Origin of the sequence: Pseudomonas khavaziana, from assembly GCF_036704165.1 — a bacterium.
GTDB lineage: Bacteria > Pseudomonadota > Gammaproteobacteria > Pseudomonadales > Pseudomonadaceae > Aquipseudomonas > Aquipseudomonas khavaziana.
On sequence record NZ_CP129946.1, the window covers coordinates 2,945,891 to 2,963,950 of the forward strand.

Sequence of the window (18,060 nt, forward strand, 5' to 3'; positions counted from 1 at the left end):
CATGGATCATAGCAAACCTGTGCCGATTTGGAGCATGTGCCGGTTTTGCATGAATATCGTTCATGTTGAGGGCGGCCGTGGCCCGGTAGAATCGCCGGCACTTTTAGCGCACGCATTGAATCGGGACCGGATACATGTCACTTCGCTTTTTCACCAGCGCCTTCCTGGCACTGGTCGCCTGTACCGCCCAGGCACAAGGTCCCGTTGCGGCGATCTCTTATACTCGCGACATCCAGCCGATCTTCACCGAGAAGTGCGTCGCCTGCCATGCCTGCTACGACTCCGCCTGCCAGCTTAACCTGGGTAGTGCCGAGGGTGCGGCCCGTGGTGCGAGCAAGGTGCCAGTATACGACGGCGAGCGGAGCCGGGCGGCACCGACCACCCGCTTGTTCTACGACGCTTTCGGCCAGCAGGCCTGGCAGCAGAAGGGCTTCTATTCGGTACTCGATGCCCAGGGCAGCCAGGCCGCGCTGATGGCGCGCATGCTGGAGCTGGGGCACAACGCGCCGTTGCAGCCCAATGCCAAGCTGCCGGAAGGCATCGTTCTGGGCCTGAACCGCGAAAACATGTGTGCGACGCCTGGCGAGATCAACGCTTATGCAGGCGCCCATCCCAAGGAAGGCATGCCGCTGGCCGTCACCGGCCTGACCGACCAGCAATACCAGACTTTGCAACGCTGGCTGGCCTCCGGCGCACCGATTGACGAACAAGGTCTGGCACCCAGCGCCAAGGAGGCCCTGCAGGTGCAGCAGTGGGAAAACCTGTTCAACCAGCCCGGTGCCCGGCAAAGCCTGGTGGCGCGCTGGTTGTACGAGCATCTGTTCCTGGCCCATATCTACTTTGAGAACGGCGAGCCGGGGCATTTCTTCCAGTGGGTCCGTTCGCGTACGCCAAGCGGCCAGCCCATCGACCTGATCGCCACGCGCCGTCCCAATGATGACCCAGGTACCAAAGTCTATTACCGCCTGTGGCCGGTGCAGGGCGTGATCGTGCATAAAACCCACATCACTTACCCGTTCAGCGCGGCAAAAATGGCGCGGATCAAGGCGCTGTTCTATTCCGGTGACTGGCAAGCGAGCGCTTTGCCGGGCTACGGCCCCGGGCGCCGCGCCAATCCGTTCGAAACCTTCGAAGCCATCCCGGCCAAGGCCCGCTACCAGTTCATGCTGGATAACGCCGAATACTTCGTGCGCACCTTTATCCGTGGGCCGGTATGCCGGGGGCAAATCGCTACGGATGTGATCCGCGATAACTTCTGGGCCCTGTTCCAGGACCCGGACCACGACCTCTACATCACCGATGCGCGCTACCGTGGGCAGACCACGCCGTTGCTGGCGATGCCGGGACAGAACGATGATGTCGGCAGCGTGCTGAGCCTGTGGCTGGCCTATCGCGACAAGCGCAACCAATACGAAGCCGTGCGCCGTGACAGCTATGCAGACGTGCCGCCACCGAGCTGGTCGAGCCTGTGGGCGGGCAATGACAATGCCTTGCTGACGATCTTCCGCCATTTCGACAGCGCCTCGGTCACTAAAGGCCTGATCGGCGAGGTGCCGCAGACGCTGTGGCTGTTCGATTACCCGCTGCTGGAGCGCACCTATTATCAGTTGGCGGTGAACTTCGACGTGTTTGGCAACGTGTCGCACCAGGCCCAGACGCGCCTGTACTTTGACTTGATCCGTAACGGAGCCGAGCAGAATTTCCTGCGCCTGATGCCGGCTGACACCCGCGAGGATTTCCTCGATGACTGGTACCAGAACAGCGGCAAGCTCAAGCTGTGGCTGGACTATGAAGCCATTGACGACGATAAGCCCACGGGCATGCATCTGGACGAAAAGGATCCCAAGCGTGACTTTGCCAACCAACTGCTGGCACGTTACGGCGCTTTGAACGCCAGCCCGGATCCGATCAACCGCTGCACGGGGGCCTATTGCTCGCGCACCGCTATCGACCCAGGCCTGCAGGATGCCGAACAGGCGCTTAGCCGCCTGACTTCACGGCCTGCGGCGGGGCTCAAGGTGATCGACCAGTTGCCCGAGGCCACGATGCTGCGCATCGAGACCACCGGCGGTCAGCGTGTGGTGTACAGCATGCTGCGCAACCGTGCCCACAGTAACGTGGCGTTCCTGCTGGGGGAGGCCTATCGCTACCAGCCGGGGTTGGACACGCTGACCATCTACCCTGGTGTGATGAGCAGTTACCCGAACTTCATGTTCAATATTCCGGCCCAGGAAGTGCCTGAGTTTGTCGCACGCATGCAGCAGGCCCAGGATGCCAAGGCGTTTGAGCAGATTGTCGACCGCTGGGGCGTGCGCCGCAGCCACCCGTTGTTTTGGCAGTATTTCCACGACTTGTCGCGATACATTCATGAAACCACGCCGGTGGAAGAGGGCGTATTGGACATGAACCGCTATGAGAACCTATAACTACCGGATTAATCCGGTCATCTCTCCACGCGGGCGCTGAAGCAGTCGGATATCTACCGATAGACTGGGAAAAGGTACTCCGCGATGTTGATTTCAGTGCAGGCACTACGCGCCTTGGCGGCGTGGATGGTGGTGGGTGTTCACTTCATGCAGTTGTTTTTCGACTTTGAGGCACACAACGCGTTGGAATACCTGCTGGCCGATAAAGGCGGTATCGGGGTGGATATATTCTTTGTCATCAGTGGCTTTGTGATCTTCCTTGCGACCGCGGACAAAGCCCTGACCCCTTGGCGTTTCATGCTCATGCGCGTGGCGAGGATCGTTCCGGCCTATTGGTTTTACACCTTGTTGATGATTGTTCTGGTTGCGACTGTGCCGTCGGTGTTTCCCCAGGAGCACCTTGAGCCGAGTTATGTGCTCATGTCTCTGCTGTTCATAGCCGCTCCAAGCGAACCTGGCGTGGAGGTTTATCCACTGCTGGGTGTTGGGTGGACCCTGAACTTCGAGATGTTGTTCTATGCGCTGTTCTCAGTCGCTCTGTTGGCTCGCGAATCTTATCGGTTGTGGGTCGCGGCAACTTTGTTGTTTTTGGTGTGCTATATCGGCCCCGCCCTGGGCTTGGTCAGCGGGTTCTACAGCAACGATATTGTGCTGGAGTTTCTGATGGGCATTATGCTCGGCATGCTGTATCGACGGGGTTGGTGCCAGGCCAGGCCGTGGCTGCCGGTGCTGGGTATCGTCGTTGCGTTAACGGCGATTTATCACGGGGCAGATATACCGCGTGCGCTGGAGTGGGGAGTGCCCAGCGCGATAATAGTTATCAGTTGTGTGGCGTTGGAGCCTTGGTTTCAAGGTTCCCGCTTTTTGAAGTTGCTCGGGGATTGTTCTTATTCGGTGTACTTGATCCACGTGCCTGTGCTCGCCGTGGGGTATTTTGTTGCCCAGTGGATGGAGGTAGACCCCTACGCGATGCTGCTGGTGTGCATCGTCGTGATAGCTGTGGGCGCTTATGCGAGCTATCACTGGCTGGAGAAGAGCACCTATCGCGGGCTCAAGCGTTTGTTGGGTGTTGAAGATCGCGCAATTATTTCCCGACAAAAATACTAGGACTTTGTACCTCTGTAATGATTTGGCGTAAACTGCCGGCAAGCCTGTGAGGAGTTTCCATGACTGCCATAACCATTACCGACGCCGCCCATGATTACCTGGCTGACCTGCTGTCCAAGCAGAACACCCCGGGTATTGGTATCCGCGTTTTTATCACCCAGCCTGGCACCCAGTACGCTGAGACGTGCATCGCCTACTGCAAGCCGGGTGAAGAGAAGCCTGAAGACACCGCCCTGGGGCTGAAAAGCTTCACCGCCTACATCGATGCCTTCAGCGAAGCCTTCCTCGATGACGCCGTGGTCGACTACGCCACCGACCGCATGGGCGGCCAGTTGACCATCAAGGCCCCCAACGCCAAGGTGCCCAATGTCAACGCCGATAGCCCGGTCAACGAGCGCATCAACTACTACCTGCAAACCGAGATCAACCCAGGGCTGGCCAGCCATGGCGGCCAGGTGAGCCTGATCGACGTAGTGGATGACGGCATCGCCGTATTGAAATTCGGCGGCGGCTGCCAGGGCTGCGGCCAGGCAGACGTGACCCTGCGTGAAGGCATCGAGCGCACTTTGCTTGAGCGCATTCCGGAGCTCAAGGGCGTACGTGATGTGACTGACCACACGCAGAAAGAAAATGCCTACTACTGAGTAAGGTGTTCACTGCGAAGAAAAAACGGCGCCCCGTGAGCGCCGTTTTTTTATGCTTAAAATTCATGGGCTTGTGATATCTATCTAATAATAAAGATTAAGTGTGGGAGGGGCTTGCTCCCGATGGCGGCCTCACAGCCGACCAGGATGTTCGGTTGGATCGAGTACATATCCATTGTTTAGGTGACGGCCGCTATTGGTTCCGCCCTTACGGCGGGTCACTTTTGAAAAGCGCAAAAGTAACCAAAACGCTCTTGCCCCACCACTCGGCACCTCGCTTGGGCTCGGTGTGCCCGTAATCCGACAGGGATTTGGGGGGCCGCCGCCACGCGCCATCCATGGCGCGGGGCGGCTAAACCGGCATCCCTGCCGGTTTACCCCCCAAATCCCTGTCGAATTCCGGCCAGCGTGGTTTAACGGGGCGCCTAGGATCAAAAGCAGAGCAAGATCAAGAGCGGCTCGCTGCGCATCGTGGTTGCCGTTAACTGCTATGAAGTGTGTTGATACCTATGGACATCGGGGCAAGCCCCCTTCCACATTCTATTTTTATTTATTCAGTTAAATCAGTGTGTTGCTTTGATTTTATTAAGTAAAAAGTCAAGGTCGGTACAAGTGCGCATGTCCCGCCCGATACAGTGAAGACTCACTGAAAGTGTCATTGGCCAGCACCCGGCCCACCACAATCAACGCCGTACGCCGGAACCCCTTGGCCGCGACCTTTTCGGCAATATCCGCCAAGGTGCCCACCGCCCAATCCTGATCCGGCCAGGTTGCACGGTGCACCACGGCTATCGGGCAATCGGCGCCATAGTGCGGCAGTAACTCGGCGACGATCTTCTCCAGATGATTGACCCCCAGGTGAATCGCCATGGTCGTACCGTGCCGGGCCAGGCTGTCGAAGTCCTCACCGGCGGGCATGCTGGTTTTATCTGCATAGCGGGTCAGGATTACGCTCTGGGCAATGTCCGGCAGGGTCAGCTCGGTTTCCAGCAGCGCCGCGCAAGCGGCTATCGCCGTGACCCCAGGGATGACCTGGAAGGGAATGCCCAGCTCACGCAAGTGACGGATCTGTTCGCCAATCGCCCCATACAGGCTTGGGTCGCCAGAGTGCACACGTGCCACATCCTGGCCTTGTCCATGGGCGGTCTTGATCAAGTCGATGATCTGCTCCAAGTGCAGTTCGGCGCTGTTGACCACCTGATGCGCCTGATGGCCTTCCAGCACCGCCGCAGGCACCAGCGAGCCCGCGTAGATGATCACCGGGCAACTGCGGATCAGCCGCTGGCCCTTGACGGTGATCAGTTCCGGGTCTCCGGGGCCTGCGCCGATGAAGTAGACGGTCATGGGGGGATTCCTGTTGAAAAACGGACGAGCATGAAGATTATTCATGATCGATAACGGCAATTATCGAGATTTTAACCGGCGCAGGCTAATGCAAAAGTGGCCTGGGCGGTTTTCCGGCGGGTAATCAGCAGGCGGGATGGGCTGCCCGAGAGGTGTTCGGCCAGGGCCAGGGCAGCGCTTTCGGCGACGCCATAACAGCCTGCATGGGCAAAAGCGACCGCTGACTTATGGCTCAAGCGGTGTTCATAACCGGCCAGTTGTTCGGCATTGAAGCACTGCAGCGGTAGACCCAGCAGGTGAGCGAGGGCCAATAAACCGTGCTCATCCTGTTTGCGATCAAGGCTTGCCAGGGCGTTGATACGCTGGGGTTCGATACCGCCCTCGGCGAGGGCGGCGTCAAACAGGCCCAGCAGGGTGTGAACATCACAACCGCGCTGGCACCCCAGGCCGACCACCAGGATCATGCCGGGTATCGATCGTCGTGGTGGCGGCGAAACAGCCAGGCACTGATCAAGCCCAGGGCCAGCCAGAACGCCACGTTGGTCAACTGCGAGGCAATCTTAAATTGTGTCTCGAGAGCCTCCGGGGCCAGCATCGAGTGCACCTGCGGCTGCGGTGCGCCGATCACGTGGGGCACGGCAAGTATCGCCACGCCCAGCACTTTCAACAGCCAGTTGCGGCCGAACACGAGCAGCGCAATACCGGCGGCGGTGGAGGCAGCGGTGCCTATCCACCAGCTCTGGCGCAGCGTCAGGTCAGCCGCAGCCGTGCCCGGCAATTCCGGTGGCAGGCCCAGGGTGGGTGCCAGCACAAAGGTCGCGTAACCCGCCAGGCCCCAGAGCAAGCCCTCAGCGGTGCGGGTCGGTGTACGCAGGGTGTACAGGCCGGCCAGCATCAGCGCAAAACCAACGGCAACCACCAGGTTTCCACCAGTGGTCGACAGCACGCGCTGCCAGCCATCTTCCGGCTCCCAGGCCTCGGCGTCGTGGGTGTGCGCAGCGGCGCCGGCATGCTCATGGGTGACTTCGGTGGTTGCCGGCGGCTTTTCATAGGTCTCCGCCTGTAAAATCAACGGTGCGACCCACAAGCTTTGCAGCAGGGTCAGCAGCAGGGCGGCGAACAAGCCGGTGAACCCTGCGGTTCGGGCAATACGCTTGATCATGTCGGCAGGCCTCAGTGGCAAGGGAACGCGGCGCTGTGGCGGGTATCGTGGGCCGCGTTGTGCACTGCCTCGATATGGGAGAAACCGGCGAAATATACCAGGCACGCGCCAAGGATCGACGCACCGATTGCGGCGCTCAGGCGTTGGCTCAAGGTTGCAGTGCTGCTGGTGGAGTGCGAGGTGCTGGTGGTGATCGACATGGCGCGTCCCTATCAGGTGTCAGAGGTGAAACGAGCGCATGCAAACCACGCGAGCCAGGCACGCAGGGTTCTGAACAGCGCCCGCCCACCGCGGGTTTGTTATCTGATTTTTTCGGGCCGGTCTCCGGGCTTGCGAGGGGCGGCTCTTGGAAGAGTTCCACCTGATAAGCGTCTCCTTCCCATGCACAGCACAGTGGATTTGACGCTTCGCTCGCTTACCGTTGCGGGGGCAGCACCGGACTTGCCATAGGTCTATGGCGCACCGGTTTCCCGTTTCACCCTGTGAAGGGCACCCGAAACAAGATGTGTAGGAGAGCATGCGACGAGCGCTTACGTCAAATGGCGGAATGCGCTCCAGGGGGGCGAGAGAGGTGGCCCTGTACGTGCCCAGAATCTTTATTCACTTGTCGTTAGCTAATGCAGGAGAATATGAACATTTCAAATGTTTCAAAAGGAAGAAAGGTTATTCTTTCTGTTGCCGAAATATAAAAATATATTGTATGGGTGTAACTGGGTTGTTCGGGCTTTTAGTTACTTTTCAATAGGTTGTTGAGGCGGCATGTTCAGTGAACTAGTGCTCCATTCGTATCTTGGTTATTTAGAGTGATGCAGGCGTTGAATCGTTGGGCAAGCTGTCCGGGAACGCTTTTTGCGTTTCTCCCTACTGATGCTCGTGGTTGTGGTTTTGTCTCCCTCAAATAGTCAAAAGTGATGGTGCCTATTGTGCAGATAACCAACAGCGTGCAACGCTTCTATAGCTCTTCCGTAGAGACTCAACAAAACAGCTCTTCCGATCCCACGTTGCGTACATCCGACCCGCATTTGAGGCCAATGCCGGGTCTTGATAAGCCGGTTTTTACCGTGGACCAGATCGCCCAGCACCTCACTCGGAGCGGCCGGAAATGGAATGACAGCAATGGTGATGGTGTCACGCAAGTCTCCTATACATTCGATACCCAGGGGGAAGGGGAAAGAGCGTTCAATGCCACCCAAAAAAGCCAGGCCAGACTGTCCATGCAGTCCTGGGCCGATGTGGCGAACGTGTCTTTTGAAGAGCATACTGGCCGTGGGGAAGGGCACCTGGCTTTTTCCAACAGTGAGGAGCCCCGGGTTGCATTCGCCCAATTGCCAGGCGCAGACGGTAAAGTCCTCATCAATCCCCGTTATGGCACGAATGCGGCCCCTGCACTTAACAATCATGGCCGATATACGCTTACCCATGAAATAGGGCATGGGCTGGGCCTTTTGCATCCTGCGGACTATGACAATAGCGGCGATTCCACCTACCCCAGTTACTATCGCGACGCCGTCTATGCCCAGGATACGCGTGGTCATACTGTCATGAGCTACTTCGATGCCAACTTAAGTGGTCAGAACCATAAGGGAAAGTACTCTGCTGCACCATTGATGGGTGACATTGCTGCTGCCCAGCGGGTATATGGTGCCAATTATAGGACACGTAATTCAGACACCACCTACGGTTTTAACTCCAATTCGGGTCGAGACTATTATCAACTCGATCATCCCAGGAATACGGCATTATTCTGCGTGTGGGACGGTGGAGGTAACGACACGTTGGATTTTTCCAAATATCGCCAAAACCAGACCGTCAATCTCAACGCTGAATCCTATTCCGATGTTGGAGGCTTGCGGGGGAATGTTTCTATTGCCAAAGGCGTTACGGTTGAAAACGCAATCGGCGGTTATGGTCATGATGCGATCATCGGGAACGATGCGGACAATGTGCTCAAGGGCGCAGCGGGCGCCGATTGGCTGAGGGGGGCAGGGGGGGCGGATACCTTTGCTTATGACCACGGCAGCGATTCCACGTTGGAAAACCCTGACCTGATCATGGATTTTGTGAGTGGCACCGACAAAATCGACATTTCGGCCTTGTTGAAAAACGCCGGTATTGGCGCGTTGACGTTTGTAAGGCGGCTATCGGGTGAATCTGGTCAAGCTGTTCTGAGTTACAACCGCCACACCAATCAGTCGAGGTTGGCTATCGATCTGACGGGTAACGGCCGTTTTGACTTTTTTCTCAAAAGCCACGGTCCGATAAATACACCCGACATCATTAGTGATGTTCCGGTTAAGTGGGCCTATTCCTAGTGTCCGACGCGGGGTTTTTCTTTTGAACTCGCGGGAATAGGACTTTCACATCATCTGCATATCTCAGGCTTGGGCGCCATTATAGCGCCCTATTTGGTGTGTTTAAATGCGTTGGGTCAGCTCAAACGCGCGCCTCATTTCCTATTGATGAAGCGGTGATGAAATCGCTTCAGTAATGAAATGCATAGCGCATTTCAAACTCGACATAGGCAGGATCTAGTTTTGCTATTACATGCCTGAAGTTCGTCTTGTCGGCCCTCGAGTCATGGTGGCCTGGAACACCTAAGAAACCAACGCCGATATCTACTCTTTTCCATAATTCTGAACGTTCGATAAGCGCATCGGCACTTCCGATAGTTGCCACGCTATAACTTTTTTCGCTTGGGCGCTTCCCGGCGGCTTGCTCCAGTTCTTTAAAATTCAGATACGTGTCACCACCGCTGATTTCATCGAAGTTTTCAAGAACCACTTTAAGCAGGTCGTAGTCCGATAGAGCTTTATAGTCAACTGACGCAGGCTTGAGATCTTCCAGGCTTATTCCGTCATTTTTACCTCTAATTTTATCAAAGAGTCCGCTCTCTAATATATTTCCGGCTAACTCCATCTGCCTCGGGGTGTGCGGCGGAGTTGCCGCCGATCGTCCCTGGTGTATCGCTAGCAGGTAGTCGCGAGTGATGAGTCCGCTATACGGGCTCTTTAAAATCTCAAAATCTTGCTTGACTTCTCTTATACGATCTATTGGCGGCATTTGGTCTATTGGGGGGCGTGCAGGAACGCTAGGTCGATTATTGGGAGTGTCAGGCTTTACTGGAGTATGGTTTTTCTGTACTGATGATAGGGTCATGGAAGGCTCCTTTATGTTGAGGCTGATCTATCAAGTTGTTTTGGTACGGTTAATGTGTGGTTAAAACCCAGGATTAGTTCCTAGACAAAGTGGGAAAATTGATCCTCGCCTGCCAGGCGCAGGCAAAACTTAATTATTCGATCTCTGAGGCGATGGTACAGAACTCTTGAATGGAATGAGTTTACTTCTCGGCAGCCAGTTCGAGGTACTTCGGCCCAGGCCGAAGCTAAGGAGGGAGCACGCTGCCCCCGCAACTGTGTGGGGGGCAACTGACTGCCATGCCAATGCTGAGACGGCGCCACAAGCCAGGCACGCAGGGTTTTGAACAGTCCAGTTCATTGCGGGTTTGTTATCTGATCTTCAGACCCGTGATATTTACCAAATCTCCCAGGCAACTCCCGGAGCTAACAGCTTCAAATTCGGATAACGATGACGAGCCTGTTGGTGTGAAGTCTTCCCTTCCTGGTAATTGAGGTTCGCCATGTCGAATCGGTCATCTACCTTGCCGCTAAACAATCCGAGGAAACCAATACCTTTGTCCACCGCTGCATATAGCTTTGGGCGATCGAGAAGCAGTGAGGCAGCCGCTGTAGCTCCCGCACTATAAGTCTTATCGCTTGGAATCCGGCCGGCGGCTTGCTTCAGCTCTTTCAAATTCACATAAGTATCACCGCCACCTAACTCGTCGAAGTGAGCGATGAGCAACTTAATCACACCGTTGTCAGACAGGTTATTATAATCACCCAGCTCAATCGCGAGGTCATCATAAGCGATCCCATCCATTTTGCTTTTACTGTCAAACTCTTCAAAAAGGGTTGTTTGCCTCAATACTTCCTGGGCTATCTTCATCTGCCTCGGAGTGGGAGGCGGCCCCCACTCCGCTATCCCGTCGGCCAACTTCTGCAGGTAGTCGGGGGTGATGAGTCCGGTATACGGGTTACCGTACATCCCGAAATCGTTCTTTAGTTCCTGCAGAAGTTCCCTGTGGCTCCAGCGCTCGACATCATGGTTTGCAGAAACGGTATCTCGCTTACTGACGGTATGGGGCTGTACATCTAGAGGCTTAGTATTTAGAGGCGTAGTGTTTGTTGGTGGTATGGGTAGGCTCATGGAAAGTTCCTTTGTTTTGTGGTCTATTTAGTTGGGAGGGGCGTTCATATACACATTTACCTACGGGGCATATCGACTTGAATTACGTGGCTTGTTCTCTGGTGACGTTCCGTACGAAACTTATGAAGGTGTTTCGGCGATTTTCGGTAATCGGATGCGCGATCAACATTGACCCGTTCTCCCGCACTGCGTAGCCTTGCTCGCTCGAGGTTCTTCGGCCCAGGCCGAAGCTAAGAAGGGAACGCGGTTCAAGCCGCGGCTGCCCCCGCAACTGTGAAGGGTCCAGTTGACTGCCATGCCACTGCCGAGACGGCGGGAAGGCGCAGTCAACGTTGGTCGTAAGACCTGTACGCCCCAAGCCAGGAGACCTGCCTCGTCACCGATTTTCCAATTCAACCGGGCGGGGTGATCCGGTGACGAAATCCGCTGCTGCGCGCCGCCGCAGGGCCTGTCGTCCCGTATGCCCGCCCCAAAGGGCATCCGATGAAAACACTGGCCAAACTCCCCGTCACCATCGTTACCGGCTTCCTTGGCTCGGGTAAGACCACCTTGTTGCGTCATATGCTCGACAACGCCCAGGGTCGTCGTATCGCGGTGATCGTCAACGAATTCGGCGAACTGGGCATTGACGGTGAAATACTCAAGCAGTGCTCCATCGGTTGTACCGAAGAAGAAGCCAATGGCCGCGTGTACGAACTGGCCAACGGTTGCCTGTGCTGCACCGTGCAGGAAGAGTTCTTCCCGGTGATGCGCGAACTGGTGGCCCGTCGCGGCGACCTTGACCATATCCTCATCGAAACCTCGGGCCTGGCCCTGCCAAAGCCGCTGGTGCAAGCCTTCCAGTGGCCGGAGATCCGTAGCGCCTGCACCGTCGACGCGGTGATCACCGTGGTCGACAGCCCGGCCGTGGCCGCCGGCACCTTCGCCGCGTTCCCGGATCAAGTCGACGCCCAGCGTAAACTTGACCCGAACCTGGACCACGAGTCGCCACTGCATGAACTGTTCGCCGATCAACTGGCCAGCGCCGACCTGGTGATCCTCAACAAAGCCGACCTGATCAGCGCTGAAGACCTGGCCCGCGTGCGCCTGGAAGTTGCTGAAGAGCTGCCGCCAGCAGTGAAGGTCATCGAAGCCAGCAGCGGTCGCCTGCCGTTGGACGTGCTGATTGGCCTGGGCGCCGGCTCAGAGGAGCACATCGACGCTCGCCACAGCCATCATGACCATCATCATGAAGGTGAAGACGATCACGATCACGATGCCTTTGACTCGATCTCCATCGACCTGCCCCAAGCCGAAGAAGTGCTGTTGCTCGACGCCCTGGCCCAATTGGTCGTGCAGCACGGCATCCTGCGTGTCAAAGGCTTTGCCGCGATCCCGAACAAGCCGATGCGCCTGCTGATCCAGGGCGTGGGCACGCGCTTCGACAAGCACTTCGACCGTGCCTGGGGGGGCGATGAAGCTCGTACCACGCGCCTGGTGCTGATCGGCCAGGAACTGGATGCCGCCGGCCTTGAAGCGCAATTGCGCGCTGCCCTCAGCGTTTAACCATGCACCTGCTCAGGACCCAACCCGGTGGTTTCGTCGCGGACGACAATATTGCCGACCTTGGCCAAACCCCTGCTGAACTGGTGATCCTGTGCAGCGGCGACTCCAGCCTGGCGCTGCTCGCCGAAGCGGCCCAGCAGTTGCCCGAGGATTACCCCAGCCTGCGCCTGGCCAACCCGATGCAGGTGCAAAACCATGCCTCCGTCGACCTCTACGTCGATGAGGTGTTGCGCCATGCCAAGGTGATTCTGATTTCCTTGCATGGCGGCATTGGTTACTGGCGCTACGGCATCGAGCGCCTGGTGGAACTGGCTGAGCGCGGCGTCACGCTGATTTTGGTGCCGGGGGATGACCGCCCCGACCCGGAGCTCAGCGGCCTGAGTACCGTTGATGCCGAACAGCGCGAGCGCCTGTGGCATTTCCTGCGCCAGGGCGGCCTGGGTAACGCGCTGGATTTTTATCATTGCCTGGCCAGCGCCCATCTGGGCCGCGACTATATATGGGCCGAGCCGCAAACCTTGCCGCGTACGGCGATCTATCACCCGAATCAAGCCAATGCCCGCCTCAATGACTGGCAGGTGGATTGGCGCGCTGACCTCCCCGTAGCCGCCGTGCTGTTCTATCGCTCCCACTTGCAGGCGGCCAATACCGGTTTCATCGATGTGTTCTGCCAGCGCTTGCAGGCCGCGGGCCTCAACCCGTTGCCCATCGCGGTGGCCAGCTTGAAAGAGCCCGGCTGCCTCACGGTGGTCGAGGATCTGCTGGACGACGTGCAAGCCGCCGTGATCCTCAACACCACCGGCTTTGCCCAGTCCAGCCCCGAAGCCCCGCACCTGCGCCCATTTCGCCGCAATATCCCGGTGATCCAGGCGATCTGCGCCCAGGACAACCAACCCGGCTGGCAGGCCAGTGAGCAAGGGCTCGGCCCGCGTGACCTGGCGATGCATATTGCCTTGCCGGAGCTGGATGGGCGCATCATCAGCCGGCCGATCAGCTTCAAGGACCTGGCCTGGCGCAGCGAGCGCAGCCAGTCGGACGTGGTGTGCTATCGCGCAGCTCCTGAGCGCATGGACTTTGTCGCTGAATTGGCGCGGCGCTGGGTCGACTTGGCCCGGGTGCCCAATGCCGATAAGCGCATTGCCCTGATCCTCGCCAACTACCCGACCCGAGATGGGCGTATTGGTAATGGCGTGGGCCTGGACACCCCGGCTGCGGCGCTGAATATTTTGCGTGCCTTGCAATCTGAAGGCTACCCGGTGGCAGAGGTGCTTCCCGACAGTGGCACCGCACTGATCCATGCGCTGCTCGGTGGTGTCACCAACGACCTCGACAGCCTCGACCTGCGCCCGTGCCACCAAAGCCTGGGCCTGGAGGATTACCAGGCGATGTTCGATCGCTTGCCCGCGTCCAATCGTCAGGCTGTGCTGGAACGTTGGGGCACCGCGCAAAACGATCCCATGTTTCGCGACGGCCGCATGATGATCGCCGGCCTGCGCCTGGGCCTGACCTTCGTCGGCATCCAGCCGGCCCGGGGTTACCAGGTGGACGCCAGTGCCGTGTACCACGACCCGGACCTGGTACCGCCCCATGGGTACCTGGCGTTCTATTTCTGGCTGCGTCACACCTACGGCGCACACGGCGTGATTCATGTGGGCAAGCACGGCAACCTGGAATGGTTGCCGGGCAAGGGCGTGGGCCTGTCGCAAAACTGCTGGCCGGATGCATTGCTGGGGCCGCTGCCGAATATCTATCCGTTTATTGTCAACGACCCAGGTGAGGGCGCCCAGGCCAAGCGGCGTACCCAGGCGGTGATCATCGACCATCTGATGCCGCCGCTGACCCGCGCCGAAACCTACGGCCCGTTGCGTAACCTGGAGCTGTTGGCCGACGAGTACTACGAGGCGCAATTGCTCGACCCGCGCCGCGCCCTTGAGCTGCAAAAAGACATCCTCAAGCTGGTGCGCGAAACCCGCATCGACCAGGAGCTGGCGCTGGACAGCGAGGCTGGCGCCGACATCTGGCTGCCGCGCCTGGACACCTACCTGTGTGACTTGAAGGAATCGCAGATCCGCGATGGTCTGCATGTTTTTGGCGAATCACCTGAGGGCCGCTTGCGCATCGACACCTTGCTGGCCTTGCTGCGCATTCCCCGTGGCGATGGTCGTGGCCCGCAATCGAGCCTGCTGCGGGTACTGGCCAAGGCATTCGACCTGGGCTTTGATCCGCTCGATTGCGCCTTGTCCGAGCCCTGGACGGGGCGACGTCCGCCAGTGTTGCAGAAGATCGACGGGCAGTTATGGCGCACCGCCGGCGATACCCGCGAACGCCTGGAGCTGTACGCAGCGCGCCTGATCGAGCAGGCGCTGGAAGGTCCTATCGAGCAGTTGGAAGAGCCCGGCTGGCAGGACGTGAAGTCGGTGATAGAAAGCCTGCGTATCGTGGTCGCGCCACGCCTGGACGCCTGTGGCCCAGCGGAAATGCGCGGCTTGCTGGATGCCCTGGGCGGGCGGTTTGTGCCGGCAGGGCCCAGCGGTGCCCCCAGTCGTGGTCGCCTGGATGTACTGCCGACGGGGCGTAACTTCTTCACTGTGGATGTGCGCAACCTGCCGACCACCACGGCCTGGCGCATCGGTTTCCAGTCGGCCAACCTGATGCTTGAGCGACATCTGCAAGATCACGGCGACCACCTGCGCCAGCTTGGGTTGTCGGTGTGGGGCACCGCCACCATGCGTACGGGAGGCGACGATATCGCCCAGGGCATGGCGCTGATGGGCGTGCGCCCGGTATGGGCGACCGGCAGCCAGCGAGTGGACGATTTTGAAATACTACCGATCAGCCTGCTGGACCGCCCGCGTGTCGACGTGACCCTGCGTGTGTCGGGGTTCTTCCGCGATGCCTTCGCCAACCTGATCCGCCTGTTCGATGCGGCGGTGCAGGCGGTAGCGGCCCTCGATGAGCCGGATGACATGAACCCGCTGGCCGCCAAGGTGCGCAGCGAGCGCCAGGCGCTGCTGGCGTCGGGCCTGGATGCAGAGGCCGCGGCGAAGCAGGCCGGCTGGCGCATCTTCGGCGCCAAGCCCGGTGCCTATGGCGCGGGTGTGCAGGGCGCGATTGACGGGCGCCTGTGGCAGAGCCGTGAAGACTTGGCCGAGATCTACCTGAACTGGGGCGGTTATGCCTACGGTGGGTCCGACGAGGGCACCGCCGCCCGCGAGCAATTTGCCCAGCGCTTGAGCCAGGTGCAGGCGGTATTGCAGAACCAGGACAATCGCGAGCATGACCTGCTCGACTCCAATGACTACTACCAATTCCAGGGCGGCATGCTTGCCGCCGTAGAAACCCTGAGCGGTGACAAGGCCGCCAGCTATCATGGTGACCATAGCCAGCCGGACCTGCCCAAAATCCGTACCTTGAAGGAAGAGCTGAACCGGGTTATCCGCTCCCGCGCCGCCAACCCCAAGTGGATCGAAGGCGTAAAGCGCCATGGCTATAAAGGCGCGTTCGAGATGGCCGCGACCGTGGACAACCTGTTCGCTTTCGACGCCACCACCGCGCTGATCGACGATCATCAATACGCGCTGCTGGCCGATGCCTACCTGCTCGACCCTGACACCCGTGCCTTTGTGCAGCAACACAACCCCGACGCCCTGCGAGACATGACCGAGCGCATGCTCGAAGCCCAGCAGCGGGGCATGTGGCAGGAGCCGGGGGCGTATCGCGAGGCGTTGGAAAACCTGTTGCTGGATATAGAAGAAGACAGCTGATCGATCGTTCCCGCGCTCTGCGTGGGAATGCAGGCCGTGACGCTCTGCGTCACAAGAGCGGACGCAGAGCGTCCATTGAAGCGTTCCCACGCGGGGGCGTGGGAACGAGCTATTTAGAGTTGATTATGACTGATATCCCGCATTTCCCGCTGTCCGCCGTGGTCGGCGCCGACGAGCTGAAACTGGCGCTGTGCCTGGCCGCCATCGATCCGAGGATCGGCGGCGTGCTGATTGAAGGGCCGCGAGGCATGGCCAAGTCGACCCTGGCCCGCGGGCTGGCGGACCTGCTGGCCAGCGGGCAGTTCGTCACCTTGCCTTTGGGCGCGACCGAGGAGCGGCTGGTCGGCACCTTGGACCTGGACGCCGCCCTGGGCGAAGGCCGTGCGCAGTTTTCCCCCGGCGTGTTGGCCAAGGCGGATGGCGGCGTGCTGTATGTGGATGAGGTCAACCTGTTGGCAGACCACTTGGTGGACCTGCTGCTGGACGTGGCTGCCAGCGGTACCAACCTGATCGAACGTGACGGTATTTCCCATCGCCATTCGGCACGTTTTGTACTGATCGGCACCATGAACCCGGAGGAGGGCGAGTTGCGCCCGCAGCTGCTCGACCGCTTCGGCTTCAATGTGGCGTTGAGCGGGCAGACCTTGCCAGCCGAGCGCGGGCAGATCATCCGTCGTCGCCTGGATTTCGACACCGATCCAGCCGCGTTCTGCGCGCAGTGGGCTGAACCCCAGGCCGCCTTGCGCGAGCGCTGCACCCAGGCGCGGGCGCGGCTCGACAGCATCCCGTTGGATGACCAGGCATTGGCGCGGATTACCGAGCGCTGCTTTGCCGAAGGGGTGGATGGCTTGCGCGCCGACCTGGTCTGGCTGCGTGGCGCCCGCGCCCATGCCGCGTGGCGTGGCGTGTCAGCCATCGCCGAGGAAGATATCGACGCAGTGGCCGAGTTTGCCTTACGCCATCGCCGTCAGCCGCAAACGCCACCGGCCGCGCCGCCGAATGAAGGGCAGTCGTCGAAGCCGTCTGAGACCTCCCCTGGCCAGGGCCAATGGGGCGATATGCCCGCACCGGCCTTGCCCACCGGCGCACGCCGCGATATGCCAGCCTGGCCAAAAAAGCCCTAGGCATTCGTCCCCGACCTGACGCGGGGGCGGATGCCCGGCCCCAGGCGGGCAGACTGGACAACGGCAGGCAAGGCAAGGCGCGCAGCGCACAGCAGGGCACGATCAATTGGCCGGGCACCTTGCTTGGCGGCCGGCCGCAATGTCGGGAAGATGTGCTGTTCTACCGGCGTAGCCGTTCGGCGCCTGAATTGTGGTTGGTGATCGTCGATGCCTCGGCGTCGACTCGGCGCCATCGCGCGTTGACCGATGCCAAGGGCTTGTTGGCCCAGCTGTTTGACGATGCTTACCGGCAACGGGCGCGCATGGCGTTGCTGACGGCGAGCGGCGCATCGCCGAAGTGGCAGGTGCAAGGCTTGAAGGCTGCCAAAGGCCTGGCGGGTTGGCTGGAACAACTCGGTGCCGGCGGCGGCACGCCATTGCTGGCGGCGCTGGCCGAGGCCGGGGAGTGGCTCGCGGCGCGGCGCAAGCGCTATCCGGTGGAGCAACAGAAGTTGCTGGTGGTGACCGATGGGCGGCTCAAGGCGATTGACGCATTGCCACGATTGGACTGCCCGGGAGTGCTGGTCGATATTGAGCGTGGGCCGATCAGGTTAGGACGGGCTCAAGCGCTGGCGATGGGGTTGCAGTTGGAGTATCGGCATATCGATGGTTTGTAGCGCCTGCGCAATCGCCATCGGG

At 59.3% G+C, this 18,060-nt stretch carries 14 protein-coding genes and 2 riboswitches; of the genes, 8 read left to right on the top strand and 6 right to left on the bottom strand.

The genetic code is table 11. The annotated features are described in order from the left end of the window. The first annotated feature begins 134 nt into the window (after positions 1-134). The 3 genes from QYQ93_RS13000 to nfuA all read left to right on the top strand — a co-directional run bounded on the left by QYQ93_RS13000 (position 135) and on the right by nfuA (position 4,177). Positions 135-2,426 (top strand): fatty acid cis/trans isomerase, encoded by a 2,292-nt coding sequence (locus QYQ93_RS13000; RefSeq protein WP_338477129.1) that lies wholly within the window; start codon positions 135-137, stop codon positions 2,424-2,426. A gap of 84 nt (positions 2,427-2,510) precedes the next feature. Then, positions 2,511-3,533 carry an acyltransferase gene (locus QYQ93_RS13005; protein ID WP_338477130.1) on the top strand — a complete coding sequence of 341 codons (1,023 nt, stop codon included), beginning with the start codon at positions 2,511-2,513 and terminating at the stop codon, positions 3,531-3,533. 59 nt (positions 3,534-3,592) lie between these two features. Further along, positions 3,593-4,177, top strand: a complete 585-nt coding sequence (gene nfuA / locus QYQ93_RS13010) for a Fe-S biogenesis protein NfuA (RefSeq protein ID WP_003190728.1) — start codon at positions 3,593-3,595, stop codon at positions 4,175-4,177. Positions 4,178-4,774: 597 nt separating this feature from the next. On the opposite strand, the gene cobM is transcribed toward nfuA, so the two are convergent. The 4 genes from cobM to QYQ93_RS13030 all read right to left on the bottom strand — a co-directional run bounded on the left by cobM (position 4,775) and on the right by QYQ93_RS13030 (position 6,883). Further along, on the bottom strand, positions 4,775-5,521 hold the full coding sequence (cobM, locus tag QYQ93_RS13015) for a precorrin-4 C(11)-methyltransferase (RefSeq protein ID WP_338477131.1): 747 nt from the start codon (positions 5,519-5,521) through the stop codon (positions 4,775-4,777). A gap of 71 nt (positions 5,522-5,592) precedes the next feature. Further along, positions 5,593-5,985, bottom strand: coding sequence for a cobalamin biosynthesis protein (locus QYQ93_RS13020; protein ID WP_338477132.1), 393 nt, complete (start codon positions 5,983-5,985; stop codon positions 5,593-5,595). Continuing rightward, positions 5,982-6,683, bottom strand: coding sequence for a CbtA family protein (locus QYQ93_RS13025; RefSeq protein WP_338477133.1), 702 nt, complete (start codon positions 6,681-6,683; stop codon positions 5,982-5,984). Before QYQ93_RS13025 ends, QYQ93_RS13020 begins: the two co-directional genes overlap by 4 nt. Positions 6,684-6,694: 11 nt before the next feature. After that, complete coding sequence (locus tag QYQ93_RS13030) at positions 6,695-6,883, bottom strand: CbtB domain-containing protein (RefSeq protein ID WP_043051211.1); 189 nt, start codon at positions 6,881-6,883, stop codon at positions 6,695-6,697. 98 nt (positions 6,884-6,981) lie between these two features. Next, positions 6,982-7,195: riboswitch (cobalamin riboswitch) on the bottom strand. A gap of 411 nt (positions 7,196-7,606) precedes the next feature. Between QYQ93_RS13030 and QYQ93_RS13035 the strand changes: the two genes are divergently transcribed. Beyond that, entirely contained in the window at positions 7,607-8,995 is a 1,389-nt protein-coding gene (locus tag QYQ93_RS13035; protein WP_338477134.1) for a M10 family metallopeptidase C-terminal domain-containing protein, read from the top strand. A gap of 169 nt (positions 8,996-9,164) precedes the next feature. Here QYQ93_RS13035 and QYQ93_RS13040 read toward each other — a convergent pair whose 3' ends face one another. Together QYQ93_RS13040 and QYQ93_RS13045 are read right to left on the bottom strand one after the other, a co-directional pair. Further along, on the bottom strand, positions 9,165-9,839 hold the full coding sequence (locus QYQ93_RS13040; RefSeq protein ID WP_338477135.1) for a hypothetical protein: 675 nt from the start codon (positions 9,837-9,839) through the stop codon (positions 9,165-9,167). Positions 9,840-10,214: 375 nt separating this feature from the next. Then, complete coding sequence (locus tag QYQ93_RS13045; RefSeq protein WP_338477136.1) at positions 10,215-10,949, bottom strand: hypothetical protein; 735 nt, start codon at positions 10,947-10,949, stop codon at positions 10,215-10,217. 190 nt (positions 10,950-11,139) lie between these two features. Then, a riboswitch (cobalamin riboswitch) is annotated at positions 11,140-11,339 on the top strand. A gap of 93 nt (positions 11,340-11,432) precedes the next feature. Here QYQ93_RS13045 and cobW point away from each other — a divergent pair. The 4 genes from cobW (at position 11,433) to QYQ93_RS13065 (ending at position 18,038) form a co-directional block, all read left to right on the top strand. After that, complete coding sequence (gene cobW, locus QYQ93_RS13050; protein ID WP_338477137.1) at positions 11,433-12,494, top strand: cobalamin biosynthesis protein CobW; 1,062 nt, start codon at positions 11,433-11,435, stop codon at positions 12,492-12,494. A 2-nt stretch (positions 12,495-12,496) separates the two neighbouring features. Continuing rightward, positions 12,497-16,258, top strand: a complete 3,762-nt coding sequence (gene cobN / locus QYQ93_RS13055; protein ID WP_338477138.1) for a cobaltochelatase subunit CobN — start codon at positions 12,497-12,499, stop codon at positions 16,256-16,258. A 125-nt stretch (positions 16,259-16,383) separates the two neighbouring features. Continuing rightward, entirely contained in the window at positions 16,384-17,382 is a 999-nt protein-coding gene (locus QYQ93_RS13060) for an ATP-binding protein (RefSeq protein WP_338477139.1), read from the top strand. Between the two features lie 53 nt (positions 17,383-17,435). Beyond that, positions 17,436-18,038 (top strand): vWA domain-containing protein, encoded by a 603-nt coding sequence (locus QYQ93_RS13065; protein WP_338477254.1) that lies wholly within the window; start codon positions 17,436-17,438, stop codon positions 18,036-18,038. The last annotated feature ends 22 nt before the right edge of the window (positions 18,039-18,060 follow it).

Coding starts and splice junctions, on each gene's coding strand:
- QYQ93_RS13000 (WP_338477129.1), top strand. CDS start 135: ATGTCACTTCGCTTTTTCACCAGCGCCTTCCTGGCACTGGTCGCCTGT.
- QYQ93_RS13005 (WP_338477130.1), top strand. CDS start 2,511: ATGTTGATTTCAGTGCAGGCACTACGCGCCTTGGCGGCGTGGATGGTG.
- nfuA (WP_003190728.1), top strand. CDS start 3,593: ATGACTGCCATAACCATTACCGACGCCGCCCATGATTACCTGGCTGAC.
- cobM (WP_338477131.1), bottom strand. CDS start 5,521: ATGACCGTCTACTTCATCGGCGCAGGCCCCGGAGACCCGGAACTGATC.
- QYQ93_RS13020 (WP_338477132.1), bottom strand. CDS start 5,985: ATGATCCTGGTGGTCGGCCTGGGGTGCCAGCGCGGTTGTGATGTTCAC.
- QYQ93_RS13025 (WP_338477133.1), bottom strand. CDS start 6,683: ATGATCAAGCGTATTGCCCGAACCGCAGGGTTCACCGGCTTGTTCGCC.
- QYQ93_RS13030 (WP_043051211.1), bottom strand. CDS start 6,883: ATGTCGATCACCACCAGCACCTCGCACTCCACCAGCAGCACTGCAACC.
- QYQ93_RS13040 (WP_338477135.1), bottom strand. CDS start 9,839: ATGACCCTATCATCAGTACAGAAAAACCATACTCCAGTAAAGCCTGAC.
- QYQ93_RS13045 (WP_338477136.1), bottom strand. CDS start 10,949: ATGAGCCTACCCATACCACCAACAAACACTACGCCTCTAAATACTAAG.
- cobW (WP_338477137.1), top strand. CDS start 11,433: ATGAAAACACTGGCCAAACTCCCCGTCACCATCGTTACCGGCTTCCTT.
- cobN (WP_338477138.1), top strand. CDS start 12,497: ATGCACCTGCTCAGGACCCAACCCGGTGGTTTCGTCGCGGACGACAAT.
- QYQ93_RS13060 (WP_338477139.1), top strand. CDS start 16,384: ATGACTGATATCCCGCATTTCCCGCTGTCCGCCGTGGTCGGCGCCGAC.